A 16476-nucleotide genomic window follows, 5' to 3' on the forward strand; every position below is an offset into this window, starting at 1 on the left:
ATTTATAATTCAAAATTAATATTATTAGTGTTCCCAATAACAATGAATAATTATAAGGAAGCTAATTAATAGCTAAATAAAAGATATTTAAAAAGCATAATTTAATTTTAACTAAATTATTTCCTTTATTATATACTGATAACTCTTAGCTTTGCACTAAAAAGTGCTGGCACTTTTTTTCATATATTATTTTCAGAATATTCATTTAATTTATTTATGAGAGGTGACTATTATGCAAAAAACAAAAATGATCTTTACCATCGGCCCTGCCAGTGATAAGGAAGATATTATTAGGGAGTTTATTAAAATAGGAATGAGTGCAGCAAGGCTTAATTTTTCTCACGGTACTCATGAAACTCATAAAGAAAAAATTGATCTTATTAAAAAAATCCGAAAGGAAATGAATTCGCCAACTGCAATTATATTAGATATTAAGGGGCCTAAAATAAGAACCCATAAATTTATAAATGATGCTGTTGAACTCTTTGAAGGTCAAGATTTTACTTTTATTTGTAAAGATGAAATCATTGGAGATAATACTAAATGCTCCGTTTCTTATAAGGATCTTTATAAGGATGTTAAAATTGGCGGTGAAATACTAGTAGATGACGGACTAATAAGATTTAGAATTGAAGATATAATTGACAAAAATATAAAATGTAAAGTTACTGTAGGAGGAATAATTAAAAACAACAAAGGTGTAAACCTTCCAAACGCTAAAATCAGCCTTCCATCTATTACTGAAAAAGATAAGGAAGATATAATATTTGGATGTAAAAATGAAGTTGATTTTATTGCTGCTTCCTTTGTTAGAAAGGCTTCAGATGTTTTAGATATTAGAAAGGTATTATATGAAAACGGCGGAGAAAATATTAGAATAATATCTAAAATAGAAAATCAAGAAGGAGTAGATAACATAGATGACATTATAGAAGTTTCTGATGGGATTATGATAGCTAGAGGTGATATGGGAGTTGAAATACCTATAGAAAAAGTCCCTATAATTCAAAAGCAAATAATAAGAAAATGTAATGAAGCTGGAAAAATAGTAATAACTGCTACTCAAATGCTGGATTCAATGATAAGAAATTCAATTCCAACAAGGGCAGAAGCCTGTGATATATGTAATGCAATTTTTGATGGAACAGATGCAATAATGTTAAGCGGTGAAAGTGCTAGCGGCTTATATCCTATAGAATCAGCTAAGACAATGTCTAAAATAGCTTTGGAAACTGAAGCTAACTTAGATTATATTTACTTAAATAAACGACTTAAGGAACCTTCTTTAACTTCTTTTTCTGAGGCAATAAGTTATTCAGCTTGTAGAACTTCTAATCTATTAAATGCAAAGGTAATAGTTGCTGCTACAAATAGTGGTACTACAGCAAAACTTATATCAAAATATAGACCTAAGTGCCCTATTATAGCAATAACACCTCATGATGAAGTAAGGCGCAGCTTAAACTTAAATTTTGGTGTCTTCCCTACCTTCTGCCAAATATTTAATACTACTGATGAAATCTTAGCAGAGGCAAAAAAAGTTGCTGCAAATTTATCCTTTGCTAAAAAGGGAGATGACATTGTAGTTGCTGCTGGAATAGCTAATTCAGAAGCAGGAGGAACTAATATGCTTAAAGTTTATAAACTTTAAGTAAAGGAAAATCTACAATTTATAAATAAAAGACTGCTGACAGAGTCAGCAGTCTTTTATTTAAAATTAAAATTTGAAATCTAATAACGAAAAACTAAGCTTAGTTCTCCACACTATTGAAAGCTGAAAGCTATCAATTATTAAACAGGTTTCCAAAAAGATCTCCTAATGAAATTCCTTCATCTGAATCATTATATTTTAAGTATTCCTTAGATTTTTCATCAGCGTCTTTTATTGATAAAGATATTTTCTTATCTTCTTTATTTATGTCTAACACTTTAACCTTTACCTTTTGTCCTAAAGTTAAAGCATCTGAAGGTTTAGCTATATTTTCGTCTGTAATTTCATTAATATGAACTAAGCCTTCTACTCCTGGGAAGATTTCAACAAAAGCTCCAAAGTTTAAGAATTTAACAACAGTACCTTCAACTACATCTCCAACCTTTGTTTTTGACACTTCTGTTGTCCATGGATCTTGATTTACATCTTTTAGAATTAGAGATACCCTTTCCTTTTTAGCATCTACTTCACCAACAAAAACTTCTACCTTATCTCCAAGCTTAACTACATCTTCAACTCTTTTTACTCTTCCCCAAGCTAAGTCATTAATATGGATTAATCCAGTTATTCCTCCAAGATCTACTATTGCCCCAGATTTTAATATCTTTACAACTGTACCGCTTCTTTTTTCTCCAGCTTTAATATTTGCCCAAAGCTCTTTCTTTTTACTTTCATATAATGCATCTTCAATAACTCTTCTTGATGCTACTACTTTCTTATTTCTTAAATCTAATTCTATTATTTTAACTTCTAATTCTTTACCTACTAGTGAAATTAATTGAATTCTTTCTCTTGATGCCAAAGAAGCAGGAATAAATACCCTTATATTTCCATAATAAGCTGCTAAACCACCTTTTACTTCCTCTTTAACATAAACTTTAATATTTTCTCCCTTTTCAAAAGCTTCCTTTATTTCTTCTCTTTCAGTAATTTCTAAAGCCTTATTTCTAGATAACTGAACATAACCTTCTCCATCATGTGGCGATAATACATATACTTTAATTTTATCTCCTTTGCTTACAACTTCTAAAGGATTTCTATCTGTATTTGTTAAATCTTCTTTGGCAATAATACCATCAAAAGCATAATCGATGTTTACAATCACTTCTTTATCATTAACATCAATTACTACTCCTTCTAAAATATCTCCTGTATGTATTCTCTTTACATCAAAATCCTTTAGTAAATCCTCCATTGTTTGTTCTCTATTTTCATTTTCCATATCCTTCACTCCTCTTATACTGTACTTCTTTTTGAATTATCTATTTTTAATAATAAAGATTATGTTTATAGACTATCTTGTAAAAACTAACTCTTTATCATTAGATAGATCATGATTATATTCATAGTCTTCTAAATTGAACTTCTTAATATCATCTATATTATCAATTTCATTTTGAATAATATATCTAGTCATAAGACCTCTTGCCCTTTTAGCCTTTAAAGTAATTACTCTATACTCATCTCCTCTTAACTCCTTAAAAATAGGAGTTATAACCTTTATTTCTTTATCCTTTTCTATACCTTCAATTGACTTATAATATTCCTTAGAAGCTAAATTTATAAGCAATTTACTACTACTCTTTTTTACTTCTTCTGCAATAGTTTCTTCTAAAGTTTTCCCCCAGTATTCATAAAGATTCTTTTTACCTTCTATAGCTAGTTTTGTACCCATTTCTAATCTATATTCATTAACACCATCAAAAGGTCTTAAAACTCCATATAGGCCTGATAGTATTCTAAGATGATCATTGGCATAAAATAATTCGGCATCAGTAAAGCTTAAAGGATCCATGCCTCTAAATACTTCTCCTCTAAAAGCTAACAAGGCTTGCTTAGCACCATCTAAGGTGGTTGTCCACTTTTCATTTCTTTCCTCAGTCAATTTTGCTAATTTTGTACTAATTTTCATTAACTTTTCTAAGGAAGAACTATTATATTTCAACAGCTCCTTCATTATTTCCTTTGATCTATTTAAGAAGTTAGGACTAGTCATAGGTAAATTTTCATATTTCTTTTCAAAATCTAAAGTTTTTGCTGGAGATATGACTATTATCATGTTAATCTCCTCCTTAGTTAAGCCTCTATATATTTTTATTTTTCTTTAACTCATTATAGCAATAATTAATTATATCGCTTCTTTTTATTATTCCAATAAATATTCCTTCGTCATCAACTACTGGAACAAAATTTTGATTTGTAGCTAAAGAAATCAAACTTTCTACGTTTGAATTAATTGATACACTTTTGTGCTTTATTCTTCTAGGTATATCAGTAACTCTCACATTTTCTGTATTTTTAAAATTTAATTCTGGTGTATTTTTTAGTTTCCAAAGTAAATCACCTTCAGTTAAAGTTCCTACGTATTTCCCTTCCTTATCTATTAAAGGAATTGCTGTATATCCATGATGCTCCATTCTTTCTATAACTTGTCTCATTGTTGCATCTAAATATTCATATATAACCTCATTTTTAGGCGTTAAAAAAAATGCAATATTCATATATTCATCTTCTCCTATAAATTATTTAACTAGGTCATATATATTTTAACATATTTAAAAATATAATAGTTTAAAATATTATTATATTAACATATTATTAAGTTTCATTATTGCTTTTTTCACCTTATCACAATAATTAATATATTCAATTTCGTCTAGAAAAGAATAACTTTCTTTATATATTTCTTCATTACTAAAAGTTCTTTTAATAATAAGCTCATTTATTAATTTATTTCTACACTTAGGACATGTCCCTAGAGATACAAACCTCCATTTTAATGGAATTAATTCATATTCAAGATCTATTGAAACTTTACACTTTGGACACTTCTGACTTACCTTGCTTTTATCTATCTTATATTCATTCAGATTTTTAATTTCTAATGCTGGCATGTTATATATATCTTTAATCATATAATTCTTGACCGCCCTTGAATTATAGATTCTCTTAAAAACAAAGGATGTATAAATAGCATCATTCAAAGCATCATGTAATTTTGTAGTATCTACTTTTATTTTTAATTCATCTAAAGCATGCTTTAAGCTTAAAGATTTCTTTTTTCCCAATATTTTTGTTGAATATTCTTGAATATCGAGATATAAAGCCAGCCAACTTAAATCCTCATATTTATGATATATTGCATTATTTATTATTTCGATAATATCATCTTTAGCCCAAGAACAAATTATATCCCCTTCATCAATAAGCTCCTTTAATCCATCCATCCCTTCTCTAAAGCTTATACCTTGTTCTAAATCTTCCTCTTGTATGTTTGTAATTTCTGATATTTTAGGATTTAATACTTTTATAACTGAAGGCTTTATATATGCTTTATATTCTTTAATAGGCTGCATATAGTTATCTAACTTTATTGCACCTATTTCTATAATTTCATTATCAAGTTCAACTTCCTTTAGTTCTGGATTTTCATCGAATATATTGGGTCTATATTTTTTTATATCTTCTAAATTATTAAATTCTAAATCAATTATTATGAAAGCCATAGTCAATACCCCTCAAAATTTAATTCCTAGGTATATTATGCCATTATTTTTAGTATTTTTCATTATATTTGCAAATATTTCTGAAAAATTGATTATCTTTCATTAAGAAGAAAAGAAGATTGCTTACAATCTTCTTTTAAAATTTTTTATGTAAATTTAAAATAATTTTCTATTATGTAACTTTTGAAATATATGAATAATGTAAACAAAAACCATAAATATTATTAATGATGGTATTCCTAAAAGAGTTTTTATTATTGGGTCCTCAAAAATTTTTACTAAATCAACTTTAAATATAAACTGTAAAACTAATGCTAAAATTACTTCTGATACAAACAGTAGTATATAATTTAAAGATGAAACTTCTATTGATTTAATGAGATTAATTTTATTTACTTTATAATTTAAAAATGCTAAAAGTAGTATTGCAAATAAAGTATGAAATCCAAATTGTACTGGGAGTAATCTAAAAATATATAATGATACTCCCATAATGATTCCAGATAATAAAGCTTTCTTAACATTTAATTTTGTTCTAGATAATATATAAGAACCAATAACCAATAAAGTTTGCTCAGGAATTGCTCTTATAAACATTTCTATAAAATGTACTTTAAACATATTCTTTCTCCCCTACAATTTTTCTTTATATATCAGATAATTCTAAGCTTACCTTTTCCACAATATTATTACTAATCTTATCATTTACTAAATCATCTTCATCTATATCAATTATAGAAAAAGGTAAAGTTATGATAAATTCACTTCCCTTATTTATTTCACTAATAACTTCAATTTTACCTCCATGTAATTCAACGAAAGATTTTACTATCGAGAGCCCAATGCCTGTCCCTTCATGGTTTCTTCTTAAAGTTTTATCTACTTGCATAAATCTTTCAAAGATAAGATCTTTTTTATCCTCTGGTATTCCAGTTCCAGTATCTTTTACTGATATTAGAACATGATTCTCAGTATTCATTATACTAACAAATATATTGCCGCCTCTATTTGTAAACTTTAATGCATTTGAAATTAAATTCAAAATAATTCTCTCTACCTTATCCTGATCAAAGGCCATTATTCTTACTTCAAGATCTGTATCAAATGTTACTTCAATACCTTTGCTTTCAGCATATGGAATTATAGACATTACTATGTTTTCAACATCCCCTATAATATCTCTATTACTCTTTTGTAAAGTAATAAAGCCAGAATCAAATTTTGTAATATCTAATAAATTATTTATAAGTCTTGTTAATCTATTGCAATTATTATAAATACTATCTATATATTTAATCTTTTTGAATTCTATTTCTGAAATATCTTTTTTATAATAAGATTTTAGTAACTGAGTAGAGGAAGATATAATATTTAATGGAGTTTTTAATTCATGAGATACATTTGAAAAAAATTCTGTAATATACTTATTATATTCTCTCATTTCCTCTAATAGTCTTATATTATTTTCTACATCTTTCCTTAGTTTTTGAACCTCTCTTTTAGGAGTTATATCTCTTGTGATCGTTAAAATTGCTTGTTTCTTTTCATACGAACAAAGCGCTGATGTACTTAAAAAAATCAATTCATTTCCATCTTTGTCTAAAAACTTATCTTCAAATGAAACCTGAGATAACTTGTTATTATGTATTTTAGAATATATCTCTGAATATCTTTCACTATATATTAATATTAATTTATTTTCTTCATGATTAAGTTGTGTTGTATTTAAATCAGATAAAGATTTTACTCTAAATAATTTTAAAGCATGTTCATTAGCATATAATACCCTTTCCTCATTATGAATAAATATAGCTTCTTGAGAATTTTCTATTAATAAATCATAACACGCCTCATTATTTAATAATATTTCTTCAAAGTAATGATGCTTTTTTGTTTCTCTTCTTAACTCCTCTTTAAGTTCCTCTCTTTGTTTATTTTCTGATTTTACATATTCCCCTAATATCCAAGCAATAAGAACAAAACCTGCCCCCATAATTAAATCATTTTGAAAATATATATTTATTGTTAAATCCCTTCTAAAAAATAAATCTATTAAACTTATTATTATCGAAGTTACCCAGGCAATTGTTAAACCATAGTTTTTACCAAATCTTATTGTTGCTGAAATAATATTAAACATATATAAAAACTTATATTGGCTTTCATAGGAATTTGTTACTAATATTAAGACTGTTACTATAACTATATAGATTACATCTGCTGCTATATCTATTCCTTTTGACATTTTTAATTTATACATATAAATTAAGATATATTTCCATAAAATATAACCAATAAGAAAAAATAAAGGAAGCATTATTGAATATATTTGACTCATTCCATATAGAAAAGTTTTACTAGATAACTCCATTTTTTCTACAATATTTTTTAAAACTCCTAAGCAGATTAAAAATATCGTTATTACTTTAATAATAGAAATTACTCCAAGTACATTAATGTCCTTATCGTTTTTATCAAATATATTATTATATTTATCCTTATACCCTCGTTCCATTATCTCACCTAATTTCTTATATATATTTCCTTTAATATGAAATTATTATAGCATAATTGATATCCTATTTGACAATATACTACAATCATTTTATTTTTTTATTTCATTTTATTAAATATTTATTAAACTTATTAGCAAAATAAAAGGAGTTTTAAAACTCCTTAAAATTTATTCCTGCTAATTTCATAAGATGGACAGCATTTTGGGTCTTACTTCTTCCCTCTCTTAATTTATAATCAAAATATATTTTATTATCTTTATAATATTCTTGAAAATTATAATTTCTTATCCAATCTTTAGTTTTTTCTAAGTCACATAGTTCTAAATCATGAGTTGAAACTAAGCCTATTGAACCATTTTCTACTAATTGATTTATTAAAACTCTTGCACCCTCATGCCTATCTTTTGAATTAGTACCTTTAAAAATTTCATCTAGCAAGAAAAATACCCTTTCTCCTCTCTTTGCTGCATCTATTAATATTTTTATCCTTAGAATTTCTGCATAAAAAGAAGATATACTTTCCTCTAAGTTATCTGTAGTTCTCATACAAGTATATATATTAAATATTCCACATTTAAAACCCTTACTATAAGTTTTTGCTCCAATATAACTTAATAGTAAATTTAAACCTATAGTTCTTAAAAAAGTACTTTTACCAGACATATTTGAACCAGTAATTAAAGCTGCTTTTGAATTATTATTTAATTTAAAGCTATTTGAAATCGCTCTTTTTCCTAACATTGGATGGGCAATTTCAATACCTTCTAGTTCTTTTCTTTCACTTATCTCTGGATAAGTCCATTCTTCAAAATCAAAAGAAATATTAGAAATACTGCAAAGAGCTTCAATTTTTCCCATAATACTTAACCACTCTTCAAAATACTTACCATTTTCTTTTTTCCAATTTTCTATATTTCTTAATATAAATGTATCTGTTAAAAATAATACATTTAATATTAAATAGTAAGCATTTTTGGAGCTATCTCCTAGCCAATCTACTAAATTTTTAAGAGCTTTCATTTCATTATAAGCACTTATATTAGTATTATTAGCAAGCTTATACTTTAACTTTATTAATAACTTACTTTCAAATTTCTCCTTTTCTATTAACTCTAAAATATTTGTGTAAGCTTCAATGTCTTTTTTATGATTATCAAAAAGTAAAATAACTTCTTGTAAATTCCTAGTTAATGCCTTTACTACTGCATAATTAATGATAAAATTTAAAATTAAAAAACTAAAAGGTATTATCTTTAAAAGAACTAAAATTATAGAAATAAAAGTTATGAATATAAAAAAATAAGGTATTACCTTTAATGAATTTTTTTCTTTTACTTCACTATTTGCCCAGACTAATAATTCCTCTATGCTTTTATTTCCACTTTTTTTTATGGCAGATTTTACTTCTAATCTTTGTCTCCAATCAATCTTTTTTGAAAGCTCTTCTACAGCTTCCTGACTTTCTAATATAGTGGATTTATCAGGAAGATTTTTTAGCATTAATATTTCAGCCAATTTTTTTCTTCCAAACTTAGTTCTTGTTGAATTTATCATTTGAAATAAAGAATTCCTGCCAAAAACATCCAAATCATTGATAAATCCATGCTTTTCATCTAAAAATTCTTCTCCATTATCTTGAAAGTCCTTAAAGCTTCCATCTATTCTTGAAAGACCTTTTTTATTTACTTCTAAATATATTAATGTTTCATTTTTCTCATTAATTCTTTCATTATGGATATAAGCAATAATTAAAAATAATCCTAAAAATATAATTAATGAAGCTACTATCCCTAAAATATTTTCTTTTTTATAAAAATAATAAGCTAATAAAATACCTAGAATAAATATTACTAATCTAGAAATTGATAACTGCAATATTAATTTATTTAACTTATTTAATTTATTATTATACCTGTCTATTTTACTATTATAATAATCTAAAGCTTTACTCATAAGAAAACCACCTTTTTAATTAAGTTCCTAGTTTAAATATACAGTATTGAAGAAATATATTATTAAAATTAATCATTTTATTATTATATCAAATATAGAAGCTATTAATCCATAAAAATGAAAATTTTAACATATTATTCTCTATAATAAAAAAGGAGCTGTCCATAAATCTTATGATACAACTCCTTTTATTTTAAAAATAGACTTAAATTCCCACTAAATTTTTGATTTAACTATTTTAATAATGATGTATAAATTGTTTCTAAATTATATTCCATAGCTTGAAGATAATCTAAGTCATCTTCCTTTGTTTCAAGGCTATATATCTTTTCAATAGCTGCTCCAACTGCATTAGCTAAAGTTTCTGAAGCTTCAGCACTAGCTGTGGTTTCACTAAATATTACTTTAACCTTATTTTCTTTGCAGTAGTCAATAAGCTTTTCTAAATCTTTAGGCGTCAATTCTCCTTCACCATAAACATCTGCTATACTATTTTGTATTAAGCCAAAATCTCTTGCTATATAGGCAAAAGCAGCATGTCCAGTTACTAAATCTTTATTTTCTATATTCTTAAATTTTTCAATGTAAGTATCTTTTAATGCATTCATTTTAGAAATTAGCTTATCATAATTGGCTTCATAATATTCTTTATTTTCTGCATCAATTTCAATTAAAGCATTTTTAATATTCTCTACTTCCTTTACAGCATCTGTTAGGCTTAACCAAACATGAGGATCATAGTCTCCGTGACTATGTTCTTCTTCATCATGTTCTTCCTCTTCATGATCCTCTAAATCTTCTTCTTTTACAGCTGTTAAGGCTTTTATACCTGACGATGCTTCTACAATTTTAACTTCAGTTCCTTCTAAGGTTGTTAGGATTGAATTTATCCACTCTTCCATTCCTAAACCATTATAAATAAAGATATTAGAGTTAGTTAAATTTTTTAAATCTGTTGGCTTTGGATCAAAACTATGAGCATCTGTTCCATCAGGAATTATAGAAAATACTTCTACCTTATCTCCACCTATGCTTTCTGCAAAATCCTTTAAAGGATATATTGTTACACCTATTTTTATTTTATCATTAATGTTTTCACTTATATTTTCTTTATCTTTATTATTGCATCCAGTAAATACTAAAAAAACTCCTAGTATAAGAGCAAAAATTGATATTTTTCTTCTCATTAACCCACCTCTTTTTGCAAATGATTTGCATTTTTTACTGTTTAATTTTATACTCTTATACTATTATTGTCAATGCTATAAGCAAATATAATTAACTTTATCATTTATATTTTTTAATAGTTCTATTTCTCTTTTTTGGCAAGTAAATATGATAATTTGATTTATATCTATTTCTGATAGTAATTTTAATGCTTTTTCAAGTCTCATATCATCATATTGAACAAAGGCATCATCTAAAATTAAAGGATATTCAGTATTTTTATATATCATCTTTATAAAAGCAAGCCTTAAAGATAGGTAAAGCTGATCATTAGCACCATTACTTAACATTCCTGCACTTATGACATCATTTTTCTGACGAACCTTCATTTCATAACTGTCCGAAACCATAACTTCATTATATTCACCATTAGTTAAATAATTATAATAATTCATGACATTTGAATTAAGTATATTAGTGAAATTGCCTCTAACTTCCCTTAATGAAGCCTTCATAACTTCTATTGCAAGTTCAATAGATTGCATTTGGATTTCTAAAGTTTTCATCTTTTCTTTTATATCTTCTATCTCTTCTTCTATTTCTGCTATACTGCGTTTTCCTAAATATCTATTTTCTAATTTATTTTCAATATCCTTTATTGATTTTTCTAATTCTATTAATTCATTAGATTTTTCAGAAATCTTTATATCTATTTCTTCTTCAGAACTATAATTATATTTTATCTCCTTATTTATTATATCTTTAACTTCCTCCTTTATAGCATCTATATCTTTATCTTTTGTTAAGGCTGCATAAGTTTCTTCTATACTTTTTAATCCTCTTATTATTTCTGCTCTTTCTTTTATTTTTTCTCTTAATTCAATTAATTTTTCTTCTAGTTCATATAAATCTATGTCTTCTAAGCCTATAAAGGCAAGTTTTTCCCTTATTCTTTTTTCTCTTATATTTAGTTCCTTTTCTAAGCTTTCTATTGATTTTTCTTCTTTTTCGACTTCTATTTCTAAGGAAAGAAGCTCTTTGTTTACCTCTTCATATTTAGAAATCTTATAAATAATTTCATTAATATTCTCAGTATTTGATAATTCTAAAATCTTATCAATATTTTTTTGATTTTTATTATAAGTTTCTTTAAGCTTATCAATATTTAGTGGAACTAACTGACTATATTTTTCTGATATCCTTATTTTCTGCTTTTCTTCGAAGTCAGTAAATTCCTCATAGGATTTTAATTTTCTTATAAAATCTTCGTAACTACTGGATTTTACAAGTTTTGTATACTTATAAATTTCCTTTTCTATTTCATTAATTTCTTCCTGTAGCCTTTTTATTACTTGCTCCTTACCTTCTATAGTTTTATTTTTATTTACCTTCTTATTGATAATTAATAAAAACAGTAAACTAAAAATAAAAGCTATTCCAATAATCACTGAAAGATAAATATTTGATTTAATTATTATTGTGCATATTAAAGTTATAAATAATAGTACACTTGCTACCTTAATTAAATTATTATATTTTTTTATATAATCTCTATTGTTTGTATCTTCTTTTAAATTATTATTTTCTATATTAAATTTAAGCTCCTTTAACTTTTCTTCATATCTTTTCAATAAATATTTAATTTCTTCTACCTTATTTTCAAAATTAATAGAAGCTCCTAATTTTTCTTTTTTTATTGCTATTTCTTCTTGTAATCTTTCAATTTCAATATTTAAATTATTATAAATATCTATTTTTTCTTTAATAACTTCCTGTTCCATTACATTTTTTATAAAGTTATTTTTTTCATTATTAGAGATATTATCTAGAAAAAGCAGCTCCCTATTATCTGATTTTTTCTTATTATATATTTCTATCTTATAAGCTAAATTTCTTTCACTTTCATTTTTCATATCTAAAATACTAAAATATAGAGAATTTTCTTCCTTTATGTCATTTAAAAGATTTTCATCAATTAGTCCATTTTTTGATGATAGGCTGCTTTCAATAAACCTTTCCTTCTTTTTTAGCTCTTCTTTTTTCTTTAAATATTCAGTAATTTCCTCATATTCCTTTTGAAGCTTTATTTTCTTTAAATATCTTTTATATATATTTAAATTTTTAATCTCCTCTCTTAAATTACTTCTATTTTCTTTTAAAGTAATTAAGGCTTGCTCTTCTTCCAAATTATTTTCTGCTAATCTGTAAGCCTCATATCTTTCTTCCACTAAAGCATTATATTTTTCCCTTAATATGTCTAGTTTTCCTGTTTTTCTTGTAGTAGTTATCTTCTTTTTTATAGTCTCTAATTTTTCAAAGGACTTTTGTACTGATATATTTTCTTCCTCAGAATCTAAAAGGTTTGCCGCTTTATCTATTATTTCTTCTTCTTTATCCTTAGATATTGCCACCCCTAACTGGCTGATAAACAAGGTTTTATTAAAGGTTGCAGAATTTACATTTAAAAAATATTTCCCTGGATCATTTTTAGGAATATCTAAAATTTCTTCCCCAGTTTCTGCATCTATTATTTGAGATAAATCTTCCTTTTTGGTTTTACCAAAAGTTCTTATTATTACATACCTTCTATTATTATGATTTAGATAAAGCTCTCCCCTTATTGTATCTCCATCTACTGGCATAAATCTTAATCTATCATTATTTTTTATATCCTTACTTCTTTTGCTATTCATGCCATATAACCAAACCCTTATGAAGTTTTGTATGGTACTTTTACCTTTTTCATTTTCTCCGTATATTAAATTTATTCCTTCTTTAAAATCTATTACTTTATTTTTAATACCTGCAAAGGCAATAATATTTACCTTATCAATAATCATCTAAATTCACCTCACCGCTAGATAAGGATTGAATACCTATCTTTAATGCCATTTTTATCAGTTCCTGATCTAACTCTTGATTTTTAGACATTTCTAAGAGTTTTCTTGCGTAAACTCCCTTAATCGAATAATCTTCTGCTATCTTATCAAAATTTAATTTAACTTCGGTCTTATCTATAACTTTGACATAATAAAAATAATCTCTTATTTTTTCAAGGATCACATTTTCATTTAAATTTATAAAAGCTTCAACTTCTCCTTTTAATATAATTTTATAAAAATTTTGCTTTCTATCTTCCTCTTTTATCTTCTCTAATATTTTCGCTTTTATTTCTTCATAGGTCATAGAATTACTTATATCAATTTCAACTACATAATAATTTCTTTTTGATGTTCTTTTAAATTTTAAATCTACAGTATCCTTTGATATTTCCCCTATAATAACTCCCTTATCTCCTATTTCATCAAAGCCTCTTCCTTGAGGACATCCTGCGTATGCATAATATGTGTTTTTTTCTTTTTGAATAGCGCTAAAATTATGCCTATGACCTATAGCAATATAGTCTAAATTGCTGTTTCCAATATCTTTTAATGTTATTGGATTATATTCATTTCCTTCATCATTATTAGATATATCAGCATGAATAGTCATAATATTTATATAGTCATTAATTACATTTATATTTTTTAATAAACTCTTTCTGATATAGTTACTATTAAAAGCTGCTCCCCAAACTACTGTTTTCAAATCCTCTATAATCACTCTTTCTATTTCTTGACTTGTAAAAATATAAACATTTTCAGGCCAATCTATAAGTTTATAAAAGGATTTATCATTATAGGGATCATGGTTTCCGGGAGAAATAAATACTCTTATATTTGGAATTCTTTCAAATTCCTTTTTTATATATATCAATGTTTTTTTATCTACAGTCAAATTATCAAATATATCCCCAGTTAATAAAAAGATATCAACAGAATTATCAATACATAAGTCAATAATCTTACTAAAGACTTCTAATAGTTCTTCCTTACTAATTAAAGATAAGTTCTTATTTAACTCTTTAAATGGGGTATCAAAATGTAAATCTCCAGCTTGTAATATTCTTACTTTTTTCATTGCATCACCTTAATTTTAATAATTTATACCGAACCTTAGTTCTTATTTTATCATTTAGTTCTTATATTCACAATATTAAAGATATGTATAAAAAATAAAAATGCAGGTAAAATTACCTGCATAAAATTAATTCTTTATATTTAACTCTCCAATTCCCATATTTATATCAAAGAGATATTTATTTTCCCCTGAGGTTTTTGCACTAGCATTTACACTTCCTAAACCTGAACTTGTTTTTATATTTACTGGTGCATCTTCTGGAATAACTATAGTTGCATCTCCTAGTCCACCTTCAAACTTTAAGTTTCCATTAATATCTCCTAAAGTTATATTGATATTACCAACTCCACCTTTAATATTCATGTCTCCAGTTTTTTTATTTGTATTAATATTAATATCTCCAAGTCCACTTTCTAAATTCAGTTCATTAAAGGAAACATCTTCTATATACAATTCTCCAACACCTGCATTTACTTCCATCGATTCAAGAATTAAATCTTTAACTTTACATGATCCAACTCCTAATGAAAGTTTTAAATTACCATTATAACTGCTAGGTATTTTTATTGTTAAATCACTTGAGGTATCTGAATTTAAATTATTAGAATTATTGTATTTTTCTTCTATTTCTAACTCATTAAAATTTTTATCTACTTTAATTCCCTCGGATTCTTCTCCCAATACTCCTGATATTTCTACTTCCTCACCATCATAATACATAATATTTAAATTACTAACATCAATTTCTATATCGAGATTACTTATACCTTCTATTGATTCTTTTATATTTACCTTTTCACCATCTTTATTAGTAGAATTTCTATTAATAAAATCATTAATTTTATTATTTCTTCTACTTTCTATTCCAAACTTAACTCCACAGCCACTTAATAGTATTGTAGTTACAAATATTGATAAAATAATTTTGCTTATTTTTTTCATATTACTCCCCCCTTAAATAATATCTAATTTTTTATCTAAATGAGTTATTGATATAATTACTAGAGCTATTATCCATACTAAATTCAATAGTGAATATAGTATATCTATTTCTATAAATGATCCTATTTTCATATATACATATGGAAATAACTTAGTTATAAACTTAATGCTGTTTGAAACAAAGCCGTGAATAAATCCACCCCCTACAATAATTGTTAAAATACATAACCAGAATTTCTTAATATATGATGAGAAAATTACTATATAAGAAGTAATTATAATATAAGCTATTGTGGTTCCATAGGCTGTTGCTAATGTTGTTAATTTAACCACTTCTGACATAAAATTTCCTGATAGGCTTATCATGATATAAGCTATAAGAACTATACTTCCTTGCAAAATAATAAATTCTATATACTTTGCAACAATAAACTCCCATGATTTAATTGGTAAAGTAAATATTAATTTACCTTTTTCCTTTGATATTTGTTTTGAAAAAGTTACTAATGAAGCTATTAAGTTTATTAATAAAAATAAAGCAATGTTTGCAATATTAATAGCTGAAATAAATTCTGAAAGGAATGGAATTCTAATAAAAGTTACACTCATTGATAAATTTAATATTATTAACGCTATTATATATACTAACTTGCTTGATCCAGAATTATATTTCCCAAAATTATACTTTAATATCTTTAAAATATTATTCATACTATTCCTC

General features: G+C 25.6%; 13 protein-coding genes. 1 reads left to right on the forward strand and 12 read right to left on the reverse strand.

Going from position 1 to position 16476, the window contains the following annotated elements:
- Positions 1-232: 232 nt before the first annotated feature.
- Positions 233-1651, forward strand: coding sequence for a pyruvate kinase (gene pyk, locus BEN51_RS11190; protein WP_119866139.1), 1419 nt, complete (start codon positions 233-235; stop codon positions 1649-1651).
- A 133-nt stretch (positions 1652-1784) separates the two neighbouring features.
- Here pyk and rpsA read toward each other — a convergent pair whose 3' ends face one another.
- The 12 genes from rpsA to BEN51_RS11250 all read right to left on the reverse strand — a co-directional run bounded on the left by rpsA (position 1785) and on the right by BEN51_RS11250 (position 16466).
- Positions 1785-2933 carry a 30S ribosomal protein S1 gene (gene rpsA, locus BEN51_RS11195; RefSeq protein ID WP_119866140.1) on the reverse strand — a complete coding sequence of 383 codons (1149 nt, stop codon included), beginning with the start codon at positions 2931-2933 and terminating at the stop codon, positions 1785-1787.
- A 72-nt stretch (positions 2934-3005) separates the two neighbouring features.
- Positions 3006-3770, reverse strand: coding sequence for a peroxide stress protein YaaA (gene yaaA / locus BEN51_RS11200; RefSeq protein ID WP_119866141.1), 765 nt, complete (start codon positions 3768-3770; stop codon positions 3006-3008).
- Between the two features lie 25 nt (positions 3771-3795).
- Entirely contained in the window at positions 3796-4212 is a 417-nt protein-coding gene (locus BEN51_RS11205; protein ID WP_119866142.1) for a CBS domain-containing protein, read from the reverse strand.
- Positions 4213-4293: 81 nt separating this feature from the next.
- Positions 4294-5217, reverse strand: coding sequence for a 3'-5' exonuclease (locus BEN51_RS11210; RefSeq protein WP_119866143.1), 924 nt, complete (start codon positions 5215-5217; stop codon positions 4294-4296).
- A 156-nt stretch (positions 5218-5373) separates the two neighbouring features.
- On the reverse strand, positions 5374-5838 hold the full coding sequence (locus BEN51_RS11215) for a hypothetical protein (RefSeq protein ID WP_119866144.1): 465 nt from the start codon (positions 5836-5838) through the stop codon (positions 5374-5376).
- Positions 5839-5863: 25 nt separating this feature from the next.
- A complete protein-coding gene (locus BEN51_RS11220) occupies positions 5864-7732 on the reverse strand; it encodes a PAS domain-containing sensor histidine kinase (protein WP_119866145.1) in 1869 nt (622 codons plus the stop codon).
- Between the two features lie 151 nt (positions 7733-7883).
- Positions 7884-9686, reverse strand: coding sequence for a MutS-related protein (locus BEN51_RS11225; RefSeq protein WP_119866146.1), 1803 nt, complete (start codon positions 9684-9686; stop codon positions 7884-7886).
- A gap of 233 nt (positions 9687-9919) precedes the next feature.
- Complete coding sequence (locus BEN51_RS11230) at positions 9920-10873, reverse strand: metal ABC transporter solute-binding protein, Zn/Mn family (RefSeq protein WP_119866147.1); 954 nt, start codon at positions 10871-10873, stop codon at positions 9920-9922.
- Positions 10874-10948: 75 nt separating this feature from the next.
- Complete coding sequence (locus tag BEN51_RS11235) at positions 10949-13693, reverse strand: AAA family ATPase (protein WP_119866148.1); 2745 nt, start codon at positions 13691-13693, stop codon at positions 10949-10951.
- On the reverse strand, positions 13683-14813 hold the full coding sequence (locus tag BEN51_RS11240; RefSeq protein WP_119866149.1) for a metallophosphoesterase family protein: 1131 nt from the start codon (positions 14811-14813) through the stop codon (positions 13683-13685). Before BEN51_RS11240 ends, BEN51_RS11235 begins: the two co-directional genes overlap by 11 nt.
- A 126-nt stretch (positions 14814-14939) precedes the next feature.
- The gene (locus tag BEN51_RS11245) at positions 14940-15755 is read right to left on the reverse strand and encodes a DUF4097 family beta strand repeat-containing protein (protein WP_119866150.1); all 816 of its coding nucleotides are present in this window, start codon (positions 15753-15755) and stop codon (positions 14940-14942) included.
- A gap of 12 nt (positions 15756-15767) precedes the next feature.
- The gene (locus BEN51_RS11250; protein ID WP_119866151.1) at positions 15768-16466 is read right to left on the reverse strand and encodes a hypothetical protein; all 699 of its coding nucleotides are present in this window, start codon (positions 16464-16466) and stop codon (positions 15768-15770) included.
- Between the last annotated feature and the right edge of the window lie 10 nt (positions 16467-16476).

It is taken from the genome of Clostridium isatidis (assembly GCF_002285495.1).
Classification (GTDB): Bacteria; Bacillota; Clostridia; order Clostridiales; family Clostridiaceae; genus Clostridium; species Clostridium isatidis.

Bases quoted from the DNA above. Each gene is read 5' to 3' on its own strand.
- pyk (WP_119866139.1), top strand. From the start codon at position 233: ATGCAAAAAACAAAAATGATCTTTACCATCGGCCCTGCCAGTGATAAG.
- BEN51_RS11205 (WP_119866142.1), bottom strand. From the start codon at position 4,212: ATGAATATTGCATTTTTTTTAACGCCTAAAAATGAGGTTATATATGAA.
- BEN51_RS11250 (WP_119866151.1), bottom strand. From the start codon at position 16,466: ATGAATAATATTTTAAAGATATTAAAGTATAATTTTGGGAAATATAAT.
- yaaA (WP_119866141.1), bottom strand. From the start codon at position 3,770: ATGATAATAGTCATATCTCCAGCAAAAACTTTAGATTTTGAAAAGAAA.
- BEN51_RS11220 (WP_119866145.1), bottom strand. From the start codon at position 7,732: ATGGAACGAGGGTATAAGGATAAATATAATAATATATTTGATAAAAAC.
- BEN51_RS11235 (WP_119866148.1), bottom strand. From the start codon at position 13,693: ATGATTATTGATAAGGTAAATATTATTGCCTTTGCAGGTATTAAAAAT.
- BEN51_RS11245 (WP_119866150.1), bottom strand. From the start codon at position 15,755: ATGAAAAAAATAAGCAAAATTATTTTATCAATATTTGTAACTACAATA.
- rpsA (WP_119866140.1), bottom strand. From the start codon at position 2,933: ATGGAAAATGAAAATAGAGAACAAACAATGGAGGATTTACTAAAGGAT.
- BEN51_RS11225 (WP_119866146.1), bottom strand. From the start codon at position 9,686: ATGAGTAAAGCTTTAGATTATTATAATAGTAAAATAGACAGGTATAAT.
- BEN51_RS11240 (WP_119866149.1), bottom strand. From the start codon at position 14,813: ATGAAAAAAGTAAGAATATTACAAGCTGGAGATTTACATTTTGATACC.
- BEN51_RS11210 (WP_119866143.1), bottom strand. From the start codon at position 5,217: ATGGCTTTCATAATAATTGATTTAGAATTTAATAATTTAGAAGATATA.
- BEN51_RS11215 (WP_119866144.1), bottom strand. From the start codon at position 5,838: ATGTTTAAAGTACATTTTATAGAAATGTTTATAAGAGCAATTCCTGAG.
- BEN51_RS11230 (WP_119866147.1), bottom strand. From the start codon at position 10,873: ATGAGAAGAAAAATATCAATTTTTGCTCTTATACTAGGAGTTTTTTTA.